Raw genomic sequence first — 16,286 nt, 5'->3', positions numbered from 1 at the left:
CGTCGGCCCGTAATGGTCCGGCTTCGCCGGGCGAGTACTTCCGTGCAACCACCCCGGTCTCCGGAGCAGAGGCTCGGGACGTTTCCGTATCCCAGCAAAGGCAGCAGATGAGCCCACTCCGGAAGTACACCCTGCGCATCGCCAAATGGTGGGTCTTGGTTGTCGTTCTGGCGACTGCCGGTGGTGCCCTCGCGGCGCTGTGGTCGGTCTCGACCGCTACGACCACGTGGACCGCGACGACCGCGCTCACGAGCCAGTCGCAGGAACGATCCCCGGACCAGGACGGCGTCCTCGCCCTCGGATACGTCGACTACTTCAACCAGGACAGCTATCAGCAGCTGCTGCGCGCCCAGGCGGGCATTCCGGACGACGTGTCGCTTTCGGCGAAGACCGGGGCATCGAGCCCGATCCTCTACATTCAGGCATCGGGTCCCTCCGAGGGCGCGGCGCGCGATGCGGCGGCTTCCGCGGCGGAGGTGTTCCGCGACGACGTTCGTGAGGCACTCGTCGCCGAACGCCGGCAGGCCGTCAACGACCTCCAGGCCGAGATCGACGGCCACGTCCAGGAGCTCAACTCCCTCCAGCGCACCGACGTCGAGAAGAACGTGATGCTCGACCAGATCAGGTCGCTGCAGGGCCGGCTCACGGAGTTCCTCGCGGACAACACCAACCACCTGAAGCAGCTCCAGCCCGAGCCGGGTGTGTCCAGCTCCACTCCCAGTCCGATGATCGACATCGTCAGCGGTGTGGTGGGGGGCGCGATCCTCGGCGTCCTGATCGCCCTCGTCATGGCGGTTCTCGACCGGCGGGTGCACACCACCGGTGACGTGCAGGACGCGGCAGGCCGTCCCGTGCTGGCCGAGCTCGGGCGACGCCGTGCCGGACGGCGCGAGCGACTGCAGCACCTCCTCAACGGGCTGTCCGCGTCCGAGGACGGTTCGACACCGGTGGTCGCGGTCGCCGGCGTGCGCAGGGGCGACGGCGCGTCGGCGCTCGCTCACGAGCTCGCGGCCGCCTGGGCCGCGCGGCGTGGCGGAGCACTGCACGTGATGGCCGACTTCCGGGTTCCCGTGACCGGGTACGAGCACGTGGCCGGGTTCGCCGACGTCCTCCAGGGCCAGGTGACCGTGCTCGCCACCACGATCCCCCTCGGGGACGGTGTGCGGGTTCTCCCCCCGGGCCGCGTGGCCGACATCGACCCCTACGCCGTCGCCGAGCCGCGGCATCTCACCTGGGCGCTCGAGGAGGCATCGACGACGGCAGGCCTCGTGGTGGTCGAGGCACCGCCGGTCCTCGACGCTCCGGAGGGCCAGTCGATCTGTGCAGCCGCGCAACGGGTCGTCCTGGTCGTGGACGGGAGAAACACGCGTGCCGACGACCTGCGGGAGGCCGTCGTCCTGCTGGAAGCGGTGGGGGCGCGGATCGCGGGAATCGTGATCGACCGCTCGGGTGGACGGCTCTCCTCCGAGCCGGCCCTGCCCGCTCCGGTCGACGTCAGGCCCGCACCTGTCCTCGTGGCGGCAGCCGGGCACGACGGCGGAAGCCCCGCCCGCGGTGCCGACGACGGCAGCTACGCCAGCGGTTACGTCGACCGCGGCCGCGACGACGGCCACGACGGCGCGGTCGATGTCAACGGGAACGGCGTCGATGCCGGCCACAGCGCCGAGCCTGATGAGCGCGCCGCGGGACACGACGCCGCCGCGGGATTCGACGCCGCCGCGGGACACGACGGTGCCGAGGAGCATGACGACGCCGACAGCCATGACGGCAACGGTGTCGGGCCGCAGCACCGGCCCAGCCCGTTCCCGCACGACGCGATGGTCGCCGCTACGCCCGGTGAACCGGGTGAGCTCGGCGACCGGGCCGGGTCGAGGGACGGGCAGTGGCAGGGCTGAGTGCACTTCTCCCCGCTCGGGACCGGTCAGCGCAGTCCGTGACCGTTCCGGTTCCGGTCCGGGGCCTGGCGCCGGGCCGCGCCGACCTGTGGCGGCTCGCCGCGGCCGTGGGGCTCGGGCTGGTCCTGATCGCGGGCGCGATGCGCGAGGGGCCGATCGAGGGCCCGCGGGGCGTGCTGATCGTCGCGATGGGAGGCGCGGCCGGCGTGGTGGTCTTCCTCGCGCCGGTGGCAACGGCTCTGCTGCTGTTGCTCGCCTCGTTCTTCCGGCTGGCGATCCACGTGAGTGGCCTGCCGGCCGAGCCGATGACCCTGCTGTTCGCCGCCCTCGTCGTGGCGGTGGCCATCGCCACCCTGCGCGGCACGATCCGCCTCCACTTCGGGCCGCTGGAAGCGGTCATGCTCGCCTACCTGCTCTGGAACGTCGTTTCGGCGGTGTGGCCGCACGTGTATCCGGCAGCAATGCCCCTCACCGGAGAACCGATCGTCATCTACCGGTTCATCATGATGGGCACCGTTTTCCCGTTCGCGGGCTACGTGGTCGGGAGGGCGCTGTTCCAGAGCGCGTCCCGGATCCGCGTTCTCCTCTTCGGCGTCCTGGGGTTCGCGGCATATTCGGCATTGGTCAGCATCCTGCAGTTCACGGGCCCGCGGGCGTTGGTGTGGCCGAAATACATCGTTGACAAGCCGAGCTGGCCGGAGCGCGCGGTCGGTGTTTTCGACCAGCCGGTCGTCAACGGGCTCGTCATGTCGATGGGATTCATCGCCGCCGTATTTCTCGCGAAGGACCGTTCGCTGAAAGGCTGGCAGCGGGTGCTGGCCGGCCTCGTGGCGCCCCTCTGCGCGGTCGGAATCTACCTTACCCACACGCGGGCCGTGCTCATCGTGTTCGGGCTGGCACTCGTGCTCTGCGCCTTCATCGCGCCCAACTCGCGATCGGTGTTCGCCGGTTCGTTGATCGGTGCCGGGATGTTCGTCGTGGCGGAGTGGGCGACGATTGCGAGCGCGGACCGGGCCGAGGGTGGACTCGGCTCGCCGTCGGAGGTCCAGGACCGGCTCAACATGATCCAGACCTCGTTCTGGGCCATCCGCGAGGAACCGATCGTCGGCTGGGGAATCGGCCGGTTCGCGCAGGTCAACACCCACCACCACCAGCAGTGGGCCACCGACATCAACTGGACGCGCGGATACGGGTACTCCTCCCACGAGAACGAGCTCGGCATCGCTGTGGAACTCGGGCTCATCGGGCTCGCGCTGTGGCTCGTGGTTCTCGCGATGGTGGCGTACCAGATCGTCCGGGCGTTCCGCCGGTTGCCGCGTGCCGGCGTGGACGGGCGGACGATCGCCGTGCTCGCCGTCGTCTCCGTCGTCGTGTGGGTGGGCAGCGGCGCCACTGTCGACATGCGCTACAACGACTTCGTCAACCTGTTGGTCTTCCTGATCGCCGGGGCGGCCGTGGGCGCGTCGATCCGGCAACGGGACGAGCAGGCCGGGAAGGCCCGCGAGCCCGCCGGAGCCTCGACATGACGCCCGGGCGGGTGCTCTGGGTGTCGACGAGCACGAGTACCCGCGGCGGCATCGCGAGCTACGTGCGGACGATCCGCGACACCCCGCTGTGGACGCGCTGGCAGATCCGGCACATCGCCACCCATCGCGACGGGGGTGCGGCGCGCAAGATCGGCACTTTCGCCTCGGCGGTGCCGCGGTACGTGCAGACCCTCCTGACTTCGCGTCCTGACCTCATCCACCTGCACATGTCGTCGCACGGGAGCTTCGTGCGCAAGGCGGTCCTGTTCTGGATCGCGCGCGCATTCGGGATTCCGGTGATCGTGCACGTACACGGATCTCGGTTCGACGAATTCCACGCCGCGCTACCGGCTCCGCTCCGCCGAGGGGTGCGCGGCGTGCTGACCCACGCCGTGGCTGTCCTGACCCTGGGCGAGCGGTGGGCCACCCGCATCCGCCGCATCGCGCCGCGGTCGCGGGTCGAGGTCGTTCCGAACTCCGTCGTGGTGCCCCCGGCGCCGCCACCTCGGACGAGCGACGAGCTGAACGCCGTGTTCCTCGGCGCGGTCGGCGAGCGCAAGGGTGCGTTCTGCCTGCTGGAGGCCTGGGCGAAGCTGGCCGCCGAGTGGGACGGGGCGGTGCCCGCTCTCCTCACGCTCGCCGGGGACGGTGACGTGGGCGAAGCCCGAAAGTTGAGCATGAAGCTCGGTATCGAGCGGTCGGTCCGGGTGCGCGACTGGCTGCCGGCGCCCGAGGCGGCGGCACTGCTCGCCTCCGCCGACGTCTTCGTGCTGCCCTCGCGGCACGAGGGGCAGCCGATGGCCGTCCTGGAGGCCATGGCCAGCGGCGTCTGCGTGGTGGCGAGCGACGTGGGCGGCATCCCCGAGCTCGTGGAGCACGGCCGGTCGGGTCTGCTCGTGCCGCCGGACGACGTCGACTCCCTCGGGGCCGCGCTGCGCGCGGTGCTTGGCGATCGCGCCCTGCGTGAACGCCTGGGAGGTGCGGCGCGGGAGCGGGTGCTCACCGCGTTCGACGCCGATGTCGTGTGGCGTCAGCTGGATGCGCTCTACCGGGAGGTGACCGAGCCGTGACGGGATGGCGTCGCAGGGTCCGGGAAGCCGGTCCGCTGAGAATCCTGTTCATCGTTCCCGACCTGGGTACCGGTGGGGCCGAGCGCCATGTCGTGACGCTCGCTCCCGCGCTCGATCCGGCCCGGTTCCACGTCTCGGTGGTCTGCATCGGCGAGGAGGGAGGGCTCTTCCCGACGCTCGCCGGCCATGGCGTGCCCGCGCGTGCCCTCCACAGCAGGCGCCGGTGGCTGCACGCCCTCTTCGGCCTGATCCGGATCATGACCGACGAGCATCCGGACGTCGTGATCACGCGCGGGTACAACGCCGACACGCTCGGCCGGATCGCGGCCGCGTTCACCCGGGTCGCGCGGACGGTCGTGTGGGTGCACAACGCCGGCGACATCACGCCGCGCGGCGCGGTCCGGCGGGCCGTCTACAAGGTCCTCGGCCCGCTGACCAGCGCCTACTACGGCGTGGCCGACGAGCAACGCGCCTATCTTGTCGAGCAGCTCGGCTTCCCCGAAAGCAAGATCGAGGTCATCGAGAACGGGGTCGACACGAGCCTGTTCCAGCCCGCCCGGCCGGGCGAGCCGGCGCGAACGGCGAGTGCGCTCGGCATCCCTGCGCAGGGCCCGACGATCGGCATGCTCGCGGTGCTGCGCCCGGAGAAGGACCACGGCACCGCCCTGCGTGCCATGAAACTCGTGCTCGACGAGATCCCGGACGCGAGGCTCGTGCTGATCGGCGACGGGCCTCTGCGGCAACCGCTGGAGCAGCTGGCCGGCGAGCTCGGGATCGCCGGGAACGTCGTCTTCGCCGGATCCCGGTCGGACGTGGCGTCGCTGTTCGCGGTGGTGGACGTCGCGCTGCTGAGCTCCTACACGGAATGCTTCCCGCTGGCCGTGCTCGAGGCGATGGCGTGCGGCGTCCCGGTCGTCGCCACGGATGTCGGTGGGCTTCCGGACATGGTCGACGACGGCGTCACAGGGCAGCTCGTGCCGCCCCGCGATCCCCGCGCCATGGCGACCGCGCTGATCAAGATCATGCGCGACCCCGGACGTACCGCGGAGATGGGGCGCGCGGCGCGCCGACGGGTGCTCGAGAGGTTTACGCTCGAGCGATCGGTCCGGGTGGCCGGGGCGACGTTGCTGCGTACGGCAGGGCGGGAGCGACCGGCACGGCCGATCCGCCTCACCATCCTCCAGGACCACGTCAGCGTTGGTGGGGCGGAGAACCTCCTGCTCGAGCTGTGCCGCAACGTCGACCGGCGCATCGTCGAGCCGCGGCTGATCTGCTTCCGCCATCCGGGCGCGCTGGCGCCTGCGTTCGAGGCGGCCGGCGTGCCGGTCGAGTCCCTGGAGCGCAGCGGTCGGTTCGACCCGAGAACCCTCCTGCGGCTGGTGCGCTCCTTCCGGAGCGGCGGCACGGACGTCGTCCTGCTCACCCACTACCACCGCGCGGGGCTGCTGCTCGGGCGGATCGCGGCCCGGCTCGCGCGGGTGCCGAACGTCGTGGCCGCCCACGACATGGATCTCATGGGGGTCGGGAAGAGGGTCCTGCCACGGGGCGTGGTCGAGACCCTGTTCCTGACGCAGGCGCTGGTGCTCCTCGCGCCCAGCCAGGGGCGTTACCTCCACGAGGAGGAGGGCGTCGGCCGGTTCCCCTGGCGCCGCACGCGGGAGGTGGTGATCCCGAACGGGATCGTGCTGAGACCGGCCCCGACGCCCGCCGACCGGATCGCGGCCCGGGCCCGGCTCGGCCTCGACCGGGCCGATGTTGTGGTGGGGATCGTCGCCGTGCTCAGGCCGCAGAAAGCGCACGGCGTGCTGCTGCGCACCATCGCGGCGCTCGCCCCGACGCATCCGCGGCTCCGGCTGGTCGTGGTGGGTGATGGTCCGGAGGCTCCGCGGGTGCGAGCCCTCGTCGACGAGCTCGGGATCGCCGACCGCGTCGATTTCACCGGCCTGCGCAGCGATGTTCCGGCACTGCTCCCGGCATTCGACATCTCATGCCTGTCCTCGGTGCACGAGGGTGCGCCGCTCGCCGTGCTCGAGTCGATGGCCGCGGGAGTGCCGATGGTCGCCACCGACTGCGGGGCGCTGCGCGACCTCGTCGCCGATGAGGAGGAGGGGTTCATCGTCCCGGTCGGCGACGAGCCCGCGCTGGCCGCGCGCCTGGAACGCCTGATCGTCGATCCCGCCCTCCGCCGCGCCATGGGCGAGCGAGGGCGGGCGCACGCCGAGCGCGAGTTCTCGATCGAGCGGACCGTGCAGGGCTACCAGCGGCTTGTCGCCGAGCTCGCCCGATGAACCGCCGGAACCCGCGGGTTCTCGTGCTCGTCGAGAACCTCTCGGTGCCCTTCGACCGGCGGGTCTGGCAGGAGTGCCTGGCGCTGGTCGACGCCGGCTACGACGTCGTGGTCGTCTGCCCGATGGGCAAGGGCCGCGACGAGGAGCCGGAGGTGGTCCTCGACCGTGTGCGGATCCTGCGCTACCCGCTGCGGGCGGCCACTGGTGGGCCGGCCGGTTACGTGCGCGAGTACGGCGCCGCGTTGTGGCACACGCTGCGCCTCGCGTTGCGCGTGCGCCGGGAGGGGCCCGTCGACGTCGTGCACGCGTGCAACCCGCCGGACCTGCTGCTGCCCGCGGTTCTGCCGCTCAAGCTCCTCGGCGCGCGGTTCGTCTTCGATCAGCACGATCTCGTGCCCGAGCTGTTCCGGTCCCGCTTCCCGAACGGGGGGCGGTGGCTGCTGCGGGTGGCGCTGATCTGCGAGCGGCTCACCTTCGCCCTCGCCGACGCGGTCATCAGCACGAACGAGAGCTACCGGCGGGTGGCGATCGGCCGGGGGCGCAAACACCCCGGCCGGGTGCAGGTCGTCCGCAGCGCGCCCAGCCTGGAGCGCTTCACACCGTTGCCGGCCGACCCCGCACTCCGCAAGGGTAGGCGCCACCTCGCAGCCTACCTGGGCGTGATGGGGCCGCAGGACGGCATCGACTGCGCGTTGCGGGCGCTGGCGCACCTGCGCCACGACCTCGGGCGTGACGACCTGCACACGATCTTCATGGGGAGCGGCGACGTCTTCGACGAGATGAAGGTGTTGTGCACCCGGCTCGGCCTGGACGACTGCGTGGAGTTCACCGGCCGGGTGCCCGACGAGTTCGTGCAGCGCTGCCTGTCGACGGCCGACGTGTGCCTCGCCCCGGACCCGAAGACGCCGCTCAACGACGTGTCCTCGATGAACAAGATCGTCGAATACATGTCGATCGGGCGGCCGATCGTCTCGTTCGACCTCACCGAGACGCGCGTGACGGCCGGCGGGGCTGCCGTCTACGCGCCCGCCGACGACGAACAGGCGTTCGCGAAGCTCGTGGACGAGCTGCTGGGTGACCCGGGCCGGCGGGCGCGGATGGGCGAGCTCGGGAGGGTCAGGGTCGCAGGCGAGCTGTCGTGGGAGATCGCGGAGCGGCACCTCGAGGACTTCTACGCCCTGGTGGTCGTGCCCAGGACGCGTACGGCCCCCGGGGAAGGGTGATCATGGGCAAGCTGGGTTGGTACGTGGCGCGGGCCCGGATGATGGGGCTCGGCGAGATCGCCTGGCGGATCGCGACGGCGGCGCGTGGAGCAGGACGGGCACTGGTGTCACCCGCGCGGTCAGTGCCGGCGGAGCCCGCCGAGTCGGGCCGGGACCTGGCGTTCGAGGGCTTCCGTAGCGCCGTCGGCCGGCCGGTCGTGCTCGACGCGGCGCGGGCCGCCATGATCGCCCGGGAACTGCCCGACCAGGTGGACGAGGTCGTCCGGTCGGCGGACGCCGTGCTCGACGGCACTTTCGCCTTCTTCGGTCAGGACCCCGTCCGGTTCCCCGACCTCATCGACTGGAACGTCGACCCGCGTACCGGCCGCCGCTGGCCGCACAAGCCGGCCGCCCGCATCAACCACCGGACCTACGGCGACCCGAAGTGGATCTGGGAGCTCAACCGGCTCCAGCACCTGCCGTGGCTCGCCCAGGCATGGCTCTTCACCGGCGAGAACAGGTATGCCGATGCGGCGCTCGACCAACTCGACAGCTGGCTCGACCAGAACCCCACCGGTCGCGGCATCGCATGGCGCGGCGGATTCGAGGCCGGGCTGCGCGCGATGTCGGTCGCGATCGCGATCCAGGGCCTGCGGCACGCGCCCGCGATGACCGCGGGGCGGTACCGGCGCATCGTGACGATGCTCGCCGAGAGCGCGGAGATGTGCTGGACGGACCGCTCCCGGTTCAGCTCGGCCAACAACCACGTGCTCGGTGAGCTGGCCGGGACCGCGGCCGTCGCGATCCTGCACCCCGAGCTGCCAGGTGCCCGGCGCTGGGAGCGCAACGCCCTCGCCGCTCTCGAGCGCGAGGCCGATCGGCAGATCCTGCCCGACGGGGCGGGCGCCGAGCAGTCCTCGTCGTACCTGATCTTCAGCGCGCAGCTGCTGCTCGTGCCGGCCGCGCTCGTGCGGCTGCGGGGTGACCGGCCGCTTCCCGCGATCGACGCGGCCGTGCGGCGCAGCGCCGGGTTCCTCGCCGGTCTCACGGCCGGCGGCGACCCGCTGCCCCGCTACGGAGACGAGGACGGCGGATTCGCCCTGCGCCTGCACCCGGAGCCGGTCGCCACGGTCGGACGCCACCTCGCGCTGGTCGACGCCGCGCCGGACGACCTCGCCGCTCGGTGGCTCACCGTCCCCACCGCGGATTCGCGCCCGGCCCCGCCCGCCGCGAACGCGGGGGACTGGTACGCGCCACACGGCGGTGTCGTCGTGCTGCGCGGGCCGGGGCGGCGGATCACGATGGACGTCGGACCCCTCGGGTACCTGTCGCTGGCCGCGCACGGGCACGCCGACGCGCTCGCCGTCACGGTCGCGGCCGCCGGTCACGACGTGGTCGGCGATCCCGGTACCGGCAGCTACTACGCCGAGCCGTCGTGGCGCCGCGCGTTCCGGGGCACGCGGACGCACGCCACGGTCGCGGTCGACGACCTGGACCAGTCGGTCTCCGGCGGGCCCTTCCTCTGGACGCGGCACGCCCGGACGACGGTGCGTGCCGTCGACCTGGAACGTGGGATTGTCGAGGCGGAGCACGACGGGTACCGCAGGCTCGACGATCCGGTTCGCCACCTCCGGTACCTGGTGGCAGGGCCGGACCGGGACTGGGCGCTCGTGCTCGACCTGCTGGACGGCAGGGGGCGCCACCGCTTCCGGACCTCCTGGCCGCTGCACCCCGCCCTCGACGTCGACGATCGGCAGGACGTGCAGGTCGTCCTGCGCGCCGGGGTGCCGGTGCTGCACGTGGCGAGCACGAGCACCGCCCCCGGCAGGCCGTACCGGGTGCGAGGCGGTGCTGACGGGCTCGGCTGGTGGTCGGAGCGGTTCGAGTCGCGGACTCCGGCATGGCTCATCGGAACGGTCGTCGAGGACGCCCGGTGCCCCGTGGCGATCGCCACGGTGCTGAGCATCCCGAACGACCGCATGCAGAAGCTGGAAGGGCTCTCGATCGCCTGGGACAGGTCGGGCGGGGCGGAAGTGACATGGACGAATGGTTCGACGCAGCCGGTGGTCCGGGTGGACCCGAGCACCCCGGGCGCCGTCTCCTGCGATCTCCTGGTGCGCACGTGAAACGCCGGCTCGGGCCGGCACTGCTCGCCGTGGCGTTCCTGGTCGGATGCAGCGCCCAGGGAGGCTCCCAAGAGGTTCCGGCGTCCTCGATGCTCCTGTGGTCCGGGGACGCGGAGACGGGGGACATGTCGCAGTTCATGGACACGCCGTGGAACCTGGTCGGCGGCCCCAAACCCCAGGTCGTGGAGAACCCGGTGCGCAGCGGGCGGTACGCGGTCGAGGTGGCGATCGTGGGAGCGACCACTGCCGACGACGGTATCTGTTGCGGCTCGCGGAACGAGATCGAGCCGAAGTTCCGTGGGATGGTCGAAGGGGACGACCTGTGGTTCGCGTTCTCGACGTACCTGGTCGCCGGGTTCCCGGTTCGCTACTCGGAGTTCCAGACGATCACCCAGTTCAAGCAGAACTTCGACGGCTCACCGCCGCTGGAGCTCACGGTGGAGGACAGCCAGTTCCACATCGGTGGCGGCTACGGCCACCCCGACGGCCCCCGGGTCTTCAACGAGCCGGTCGGTGAGGCCTCCACGGACCGGTGGTACGACTGGCTCCTGCACGTGAAGTTCTCGCCGGATCCGGCCGTCGGGTTCGTCGAGGTGTGGCGCGACGGACAGCCCGTTCTGGCGAGGTACTCACCACCGGGCGGCACGATGTACGTCAACCCCACCGACGGCTCGGCCAACAGCTCCGTGAAGACCGGCTACTACCGCGACCGCGTCATCGACTCGGTCGGCCGGATCGTGTTCGACGACTGGCGGATCGGAACCACGAGGGAGGCGGTGGAGCGTGCCAACCAACGTGCAACCCAGCCTGCCAGCCGGTGAGCCGCTCCCTGCCATCGCCGTCATCGGCCTCGGCTATGTCGGGTGTGTGTCGGCGGCCTGCTTCGCCGCCCGCGGGCACGAGGTCGTCGGCGTTGACGTGGACGAGCAGAAGGCGGCGCTCCTGCGGTCGGGGCGATCGCCGATCGTCGAGGAGCGGATCGACGAGATCGTCGCCGACGTCGTGCGGTCCGGGCGGCTCTGGATCACCGACGACGTGCGAGCCGCGATCTCGGCCACCGACGTCACGCTGGTGTGCGTCGGCACCCCGTCGGCACCGGACGGCAGCCTGTCCACGGCGTTCCTGGAACGTGCGTGCGCCGAGATCGGCGGGGCGCTCGCGGCGGAACCGGGGTGGCACGTGGTGGTCTTCCGCAGCACGATGACGCCCGGCACCTGCGAGGGCCTCCTCGTGCCCGCACTGGAACGCGCTTCCGGGAAGCGGGCGGGCGTGGACTTCGGAGTCTGTGTCAACCCCGAGTACCTGCGCGAGGGATCGAGCGTCCGTGATTTCGGGTCGCCGCCCAAGACTGTGGTGGGGGAGCTCGATCCGCGCAGCGGCGACGTCGTGATGGGCCTTTATGCGAACGTGCCGGGGCCGCGGTTCCGCGTGCCGATCGCGGTGGCCGAGATGTCGAAGTACGTCGACAACTCCTTCCATGCGCTGAAGGTGGCGTACGGGAACGAGATCGGTGCCGTCTGCCGCTCCGCGGGGCTGGACTCCCACCAGGTGATGGACATCTTTCTCGCCGACACCAAGCTCAACATCAGCCCCGCATACCTGCGGCCCGGCTTCGCCTTCGGGGGTTCCTGCCTGCCCAAGGACCTGCGTGCCCTCGTCGACATGGCGCGTCGCCGCAACGTGGACATCCCGCTGCTCGCGGGCGTGATTCCCGCGAACGAGGCTCACGTGCGGCGCGCGGTCGAGCTGGTGGTCGCGTGCGGGCGCCGCCGCGTCGCCCTCATGGGCCTGTCGTTCAAGGCGGGCACGGATGACCTGCGGGAGAGCCCGCTCGTCGAGCTCGCCGAGCGGCTCATCGGCAAGGGGTACGACGTCCGCATCTACGACGCCAACGTGTCGGTGTCGCGCCTCGCGGGCGCGAACCGCCGCCACATCACGGAACACCTCCCGCACATCGGCCGGCTGCTCACCGACGATCTTGCCGATGTCGTGGCGCACGCCGAGGTCTTCGTCGTCGGCTCATCGGCGCCGGAGATCGCGGACGCGCTGGCGGGAGTGGACGACCGTCCGGTCGTCGACCTCGTGCGGCTGCCCGACGCGAGCTCGCGCCGCGGTGACGAGAAGTACATCGGAATCGGTTGGTAGGGCGCGAGTGTCCGACGAACCTGCCTTCAGCATCCTGTGCTCGGCATACCGGTGCGAGGCGTACCTCGCCGAGACGATCGACTCGGTCGTCGCCCAGACGATGCCCGACTGGGAGATGATCGTCGTCGACAACGGTCCGTCGGACGAGATCGCGGAGATCGTCGGGCGCTATCGGGACGATCCCCGGATCCGGCTGGTGCGCCAGCAGAACAGCAGGCTGATCGGCGGGATCGCCGCGGCCGTCGAGGCGTCGTCGGGGCGGTACCTGGTGCCGCTCGACAGCGACGACATGCTCACGCCCGCGTTCTGCCGGCGGATGGCGGAGGTCCTGGAGCGCAAGCCCGAGATCGACGTGCTCTCCTGCGATGCCAGCGTGTTCCGGGACGGCGAGACGCACGACCTCGCCGGCTCGTTCCTGCGCAAGCGTCTCGGGTTGGAGCACCGGCTCACGCTGGCCGACATGATCGGGGAGCACGACGTCATCCCGTACTTCGCGGGGTTCCGGCGGGAGGCGTGGCTGGCCGGGGGCGGGTACGCGCCCGGCACCGACCTCGTCGAGGACATCGCGCTCTACCTGCGCCTGATCGTCGCCGGCCGTGACGTCAGGGTGCTGCCCGAGCGGCTCACGCGGTATCGGCTACGGGCCGACTCGGCATCGCGCGACCCGAGCGCCGTGGAGGAGTTCGAGGATGCGTGCGAGCGGGTCTACAGCGAGGCCGCACTCGCGTCCGGCGATCCGGCGACGCTCCTGCTGCTCGACCGGAGGATCCGCCTCTTCCGCTACGAGCAGGCGCTGCGGCGGGCCAGGTGGGCGTTCGTGCACGACGACGTGCCCGGTGCGCGCACCGAGGCCCGTGCGGCCTTCGCGCAGCAGCGCACGCTGCGTGGCGCGGCCGTCCTCGTCGGGGTCACCGTCGCGCCCGGAGCGCTCCGGGTGATCCGCCCACTCAAGCTGCGCCTCTCCCGCGGGGCGTCCCGGCTGATGGCGCGCGCGGCCGCCTTGCGAACCCGCAAGCCGGAAGAGGAAGACCGTCAGTCCTCCGCGCGCTGACCCCGGCCGGGAATCACCCGCGACCTCGCGGCGCGGCCGAGCGTGGCCGCCATCGACGGCGCGACGGCGGCGAGCACCCCGATGTACACCAGCAGGAAGGCGAGACCGTCGAGCGCGAGGAAGGCGACGGCGACGATCGTCGGGCGGGTGTCGGTGTGGAGGACGAGCCGTTCGAGTGCGGCCGTCGACGCAGTGGCCGCGAGGCTGGACAGCACCGAGGGCAACGTGGCTCGGACGATCTGCACGGCCCGCACGCCGAGTGCCGAGCGCGCCAGCGCGAGGCACAGGACGCCGACGACGAGTGCCGTCGCGGAGATCGCCAGGCCGACGCCGGGCAGGCCGAACGGTACGATGAGGACCAGCAGGAACAGCCCGAGCGCGAACTCCACGGCGGTCGCATAGTTGATCAGCCCGGTCCGGCCGTGACCCTTGATCGCCTCCTCGCTGACCGACGCGAACGCCTTTCCGATCCCGAGCCCCGCCATGGCCACGAGGACGACCCCGGCCTGTCGCCACGGCTCGCCCAACACCACGACGGCAGCCGGCTCGCCGATCGCGAGCATAAGGCCGGACACCGGCGCGGCGCAGAAGGTGACCCAGCGCAGGGCCTTCAGGTAGGTCTGGCGCAGCCGTTCCGGATCCGCCGCGATGTGGGAGAAGGCCGGGAAGAGGGCGTAGGCCACCACGCCGATCATGACGTTGACCGGCAGCCGGGCGATGCGCAGCCCATAGCGGTAGAAGCCGAGTGCCGCGGTGTCGAGGAGCCGGCCGATCACAACCGGCTCGGTGGCGGTCCGGACCTGCGAGGAGATCCGGTCGATCAACAGCGGGTATCCGTAGCGAGCGAGCTGCCGCCACAGCCGCACCGACGCCTTCGCTCGCCCAGGACGCCACCCGACCAGCATCCACACCCCGACCAGCAACGTCACCGAGGACGCATAGGTGCCGATCACGAGGCTCCACACGCCGAATCCCAGCACGGCGCAGCCCACCGACACGACGGCGAAGGCGAGCGAGACGGCCGGGGCGAGGACGATGTTGCGTGACACGCTGAACTCGCGCTGGAGGATGGCCTCCGGCACGTTCGTCAGGGAGTAGAGGAGCAGGCCTCCCGCGGAGGCGGCGGCGACGAGTCCCACCGTCGGGTCGTCGAAGACGAGGCCGATGACCGGTGCGGCCGCGACCGCTCCCAGGCTGATGAGCACCCCGCTGACGAGCGTGGCCCAGAACACCGTCTCGGCCGCGGCCTCGACGTCGCGCTGCCGGTTCACCAGCGCCGCGCGCAGGCCGCCCTCGGAGAACTCGACGAGAAGCGCGGTGAGCACGGTCCCCGCCGCGAAGATGCCGACCTCGGCCGGGGTCAGCAGGCGCGCGAGAACGACGGTCTGCAGCAGGGACACACCTTGCGTGATGGCCTGTGAACCCGCGGAGGCCGTCGCGACGCGGGTGAGCTTCCTCCGCAGCTGCATGCTGCCGGGCTGCGGTGTGTCCACCTGCTCCCTCGGGGGTTTCGTCGATCGTCGTGCTGGGGAGTGGTCGCCGCGAACGACCACCGCGTTAGCACGTAACCGGACAGGGTCGCCGAACGAGTCACACGCGGTACTTCCAGCGCCTGAGCAGGAGCCTGATGACGAGAAGAGCGCGCGACGGACGGGACGAGCAGCCCCTCCGGATCGTCGTCCAGAACGGTGAGCACTGGATGCGCAACATCGGCGACCTGGCGATGCTCTCCGTCACGCTGCGTCGTCTCCGGAGCCGCTGGCCCGGCGCGTCGTTGCACGTCATGACCAGCGTGCCGGCTCTGCTGCGCGCCTACCACCCCGACGTGCACCCGATCTCTGACGGCCGGCTGCCCGGGTTCCTCGCGGAGCCCCTCTCCGCCGCGGCGTCGCGACTCGGGCCGAGTGTCGCCGGGTTCGCTTCCCTGGGATCGTTGCGGGCGCGCGAGGAGCTGCGGCGCGTCGTCGAGCGGCTGCGGAAGCGGTCGGTGGCTCCGGAGGGCGTGCCCGCGGAGGAGGCCGGGCCGGATGACGGCGGGCCTGACATCTCGACCCGCCCGGCTGTCGCGGCCGCGTTGCGGGACGCCTCGCTCGTCCTCGCGATCGGCGGCGGTTACATGAACGACGTCGATCCGTGGCAGTTCCACCGCACGCTCGACCTCCTGCAGCACGGCATCGATCGAGGCATTCCCACGGCGATGGTCGGGCAGGGCTTCGGCCCGTTGACCGAGCCCGCGCTGGTGGCCAGGGCCGCCGAGGTACTGCCCGCCGTGCACCTCATCGCGCTGCGGGAGGACCGGGTGGGGCCCAGCCTGCTGGCCGGCCTCGGCGTGCGCGCCGAGCGCGTTCTCGTCACCGGCGACGACGCGATCGAGCTCGCGCACACGGTGCGGCGGGACGCGCTGGGCGCTGGTCTCGGTGTCTGCCTGCGCGTGGCCGGCTACTCACCGGTCGCGGTGCGGTCCCAGGAGGCCGTCGGCCGGGCCGTGCGCGCGGTGGCCGGTGAGTTCGCGGCGAGGTTGGTCCCGCTCGTCGTCTCGGAGCAGGGCTCGGAGGACCGGCGCTCCACCCTGCCGCTCGTGGCCGCGTACCCCGACGTGGCGCCCGTGCAGGGGCGCTTCGTGACCCCGCAGGAGGTCGCGCGCCGGGTCGGGCGATGCCGGCTTGTCGTGACGGGCGCGTACCACCTGGCGGTATTCGCGCTGTCCCAGGGCATCCCCGTGGTCGGGCTGTCGTCGTCCCGCTACTACGACGAGAAACTCCACGGCCTCGACGCGATGTTCGGCGGGCACGGCCTGCACGTCGTCCGGCTGGACGATCCCGCTCTCGAGGAGCGGGTTGCGTCGGCGGCGCGAACGGCGTGGGAGCGGGCCCCGGAGGTGCGGGCACCGTTGCGCGAGCGGGCGAGCGCACAGATCCAGCTCGGCAAGGTGGGGTTCGAGCGGGTCTTCTCCCTCGTCGACGAGCCGTCGATACGCTGATCC

At 71.6% G+C, this 16,286-nt stretch carries 11 protein-coding genes; 10 read left to right on the top strand and 1 reads right to left on the bottom strand.

The genetic code is table 11. The features are described from left to right. Positions 1–155: 155 nt before the first annotated feature. From ABEA81_RS01640 to ABEA81_RS01600, 9 genes are read left to right on the top strand one after another with little or no spacing between them, the layout of a single operon-like run. Complete coding sequence (locus ABEA81_RS01640) at positions 156–1,895, top strand: hypothetical protein (protein ID WP_345602718.1); 1,740 nt, start codon at positions 156–158, stop codon at positions 1,893–1,895. 38 nt (positions 1,896–1,933) lie between these two features. Beyond that, positions 1,934–3,421, top strand: coding sequence for an O-antigen ligase family protein (locus ABEA81_RS01635; RefSeq protein WP_345602716.1), 1,488 nt, complete (start codon positions 1,934–1,936; stop codon positions 3,419–3,421). Next, complete coding sequence (locus ABEA81_RS01630) at positions 3,418–4,491, top strand: glycosyltransferase family 4 protein (protein WP_345602715.1); 1,074 nt, start codon at positions 3,418–3,420, stop codon at positions 4,489–4,491. Before ABEA81_RS01635 ends, ABEA81_RS01630 begins: the two co-directional genes overlap by 4 nt. After that, positions 4,446–6,779: a glycosyltransferase gene (locus ABEA81_RS01625; protein ID WP_345602713.1), complete on the top strand. Its 2,334-nt coding sequence runs from the start codon at positions 4,446–4,448 to the stop codon at positions 6,777–6,779. Before ABEA81_RS01630 ends, ABEA81_RS01625 begins: the two co-directional genes overlap by 46 nt. Further along, entirely contained in the window at positions 6,776–8,002 is a 1,227-nt protein-coding gene (locus tag ABEA81_RS01620) for a glycosyltransferase family 4 protein (RefSeq protein WP_345602712.1), read from the top strand. The genes ABEA81_RS01625 and ABEA81_RS01620 overlap by 4 nt, the downstream gene beginning before the upstream one ends. A gap of 2 nt (positions 8,003–8,004) precedes the next feature. Then, the gene (locus ABEA81_RS01615) at positions 8,005–10,107 is read left to right on the top strand and encodes an alginate lyase family protein (RefSeq protein ID WP_345602711.1); all 2,103 of its coding nucleotides are present in this window, start codon (positions 8,005–8,007) and stop codon (positions 10,105–10,107) included. Further along, the gene (locus ABEA81_RS01610; protein WP_345602710.1) at positions 10,104–10,928 is read left to right on the top strand and encodes a polysaccharide lyase; all 825 of its coding nucleotides are present in this window, start codon (positions 10,104–10,106) and stop codon (positions 10,926–10,928) included. Before ABEA81_RS01615 ends, ABEA81_RS01610 begins: the two co-directional genes overlap by 4 nt. Next, the gene (locus tag ABEA81_RS01605; RefSeq protein ID WP_345602709.1) at positions 10,891–12,252 is read left to right on the top strand and encodes a nucleotide sugar dehydrogenase; all 1,362 of its coding nucleotides are present in this window, start codon (positions 10,891–10,893) and stop codon (positions 12,250–12,252) included. Before ABEA81_RS01610 ends, ABEA81_RS01605 begins: the two co-directional genes overlap by 38 nt. A 7-nt stretch (positions 12,253–12,259) precedes the next feature. Then, complete coding sequence (locus ABEA81_RS01600) at positions 12,260–13,303, top strand: glycosyltransferase family 2 protein (protein ID WP_345602708.1); 1,044 nt, start codon at positions 12,260–12,262, stop codon at positions 13,301–13,303. On the opposite strand, the gene ABEA81_RS01595 is transcribed toward ABEA81_RS01600, so the two are convergent. Next, the gene (locus ABEA81_RS01595) at positions 13,285–14,796 is read right to left on the bottom strand and encodes a lipopolysaccharide biosynthesis protein (RefSeq protein ID WP_345602706.1); all 1,512 of its coding nucleotides are present in this window, start codon (positions 14,794–14,796) and stop codon (positions 13,285–13,287) included. The genes ABEA81_RS01600 and ABEA81_RS01595 overlap by 19 nt on opposite strands. Positions 14,797–14,930: 134 nt before the next feature. Between ABEA81_RS01595 and ABEA81_RS01590 the strand changes: the two genes are divergently transcribed. Continuing rightward, a complete protein-coding gene (locus tag ABEA81_RS01590) occupies positions 14,931–16,283 on the top strand; it encodes a polysaccharide pyruvyl transferase family protein (RefSeq protein WP_345602704.1) in 1,353 nt (450 codons plus the stop codon). Positions 16,284–16,286: the final 3 nt, after the last annotated feature.

Origin of the sequence: Pseudonocardia adelaidensis (genome assembly GCF_039543345.1) — a bacterium.
Taxonomy (GTDB): Bacteria; Actinomycetota; Actinomycetes; order Mycobacteriales; family Pseudonocardiaceae; genus Pseudonocardia; species Pseudonocardia adelaidensis.
Note: the sequence above shows the minus strand (reverse complement) of the source record. Positions and strands in the feature narration are given on the sequence as shown.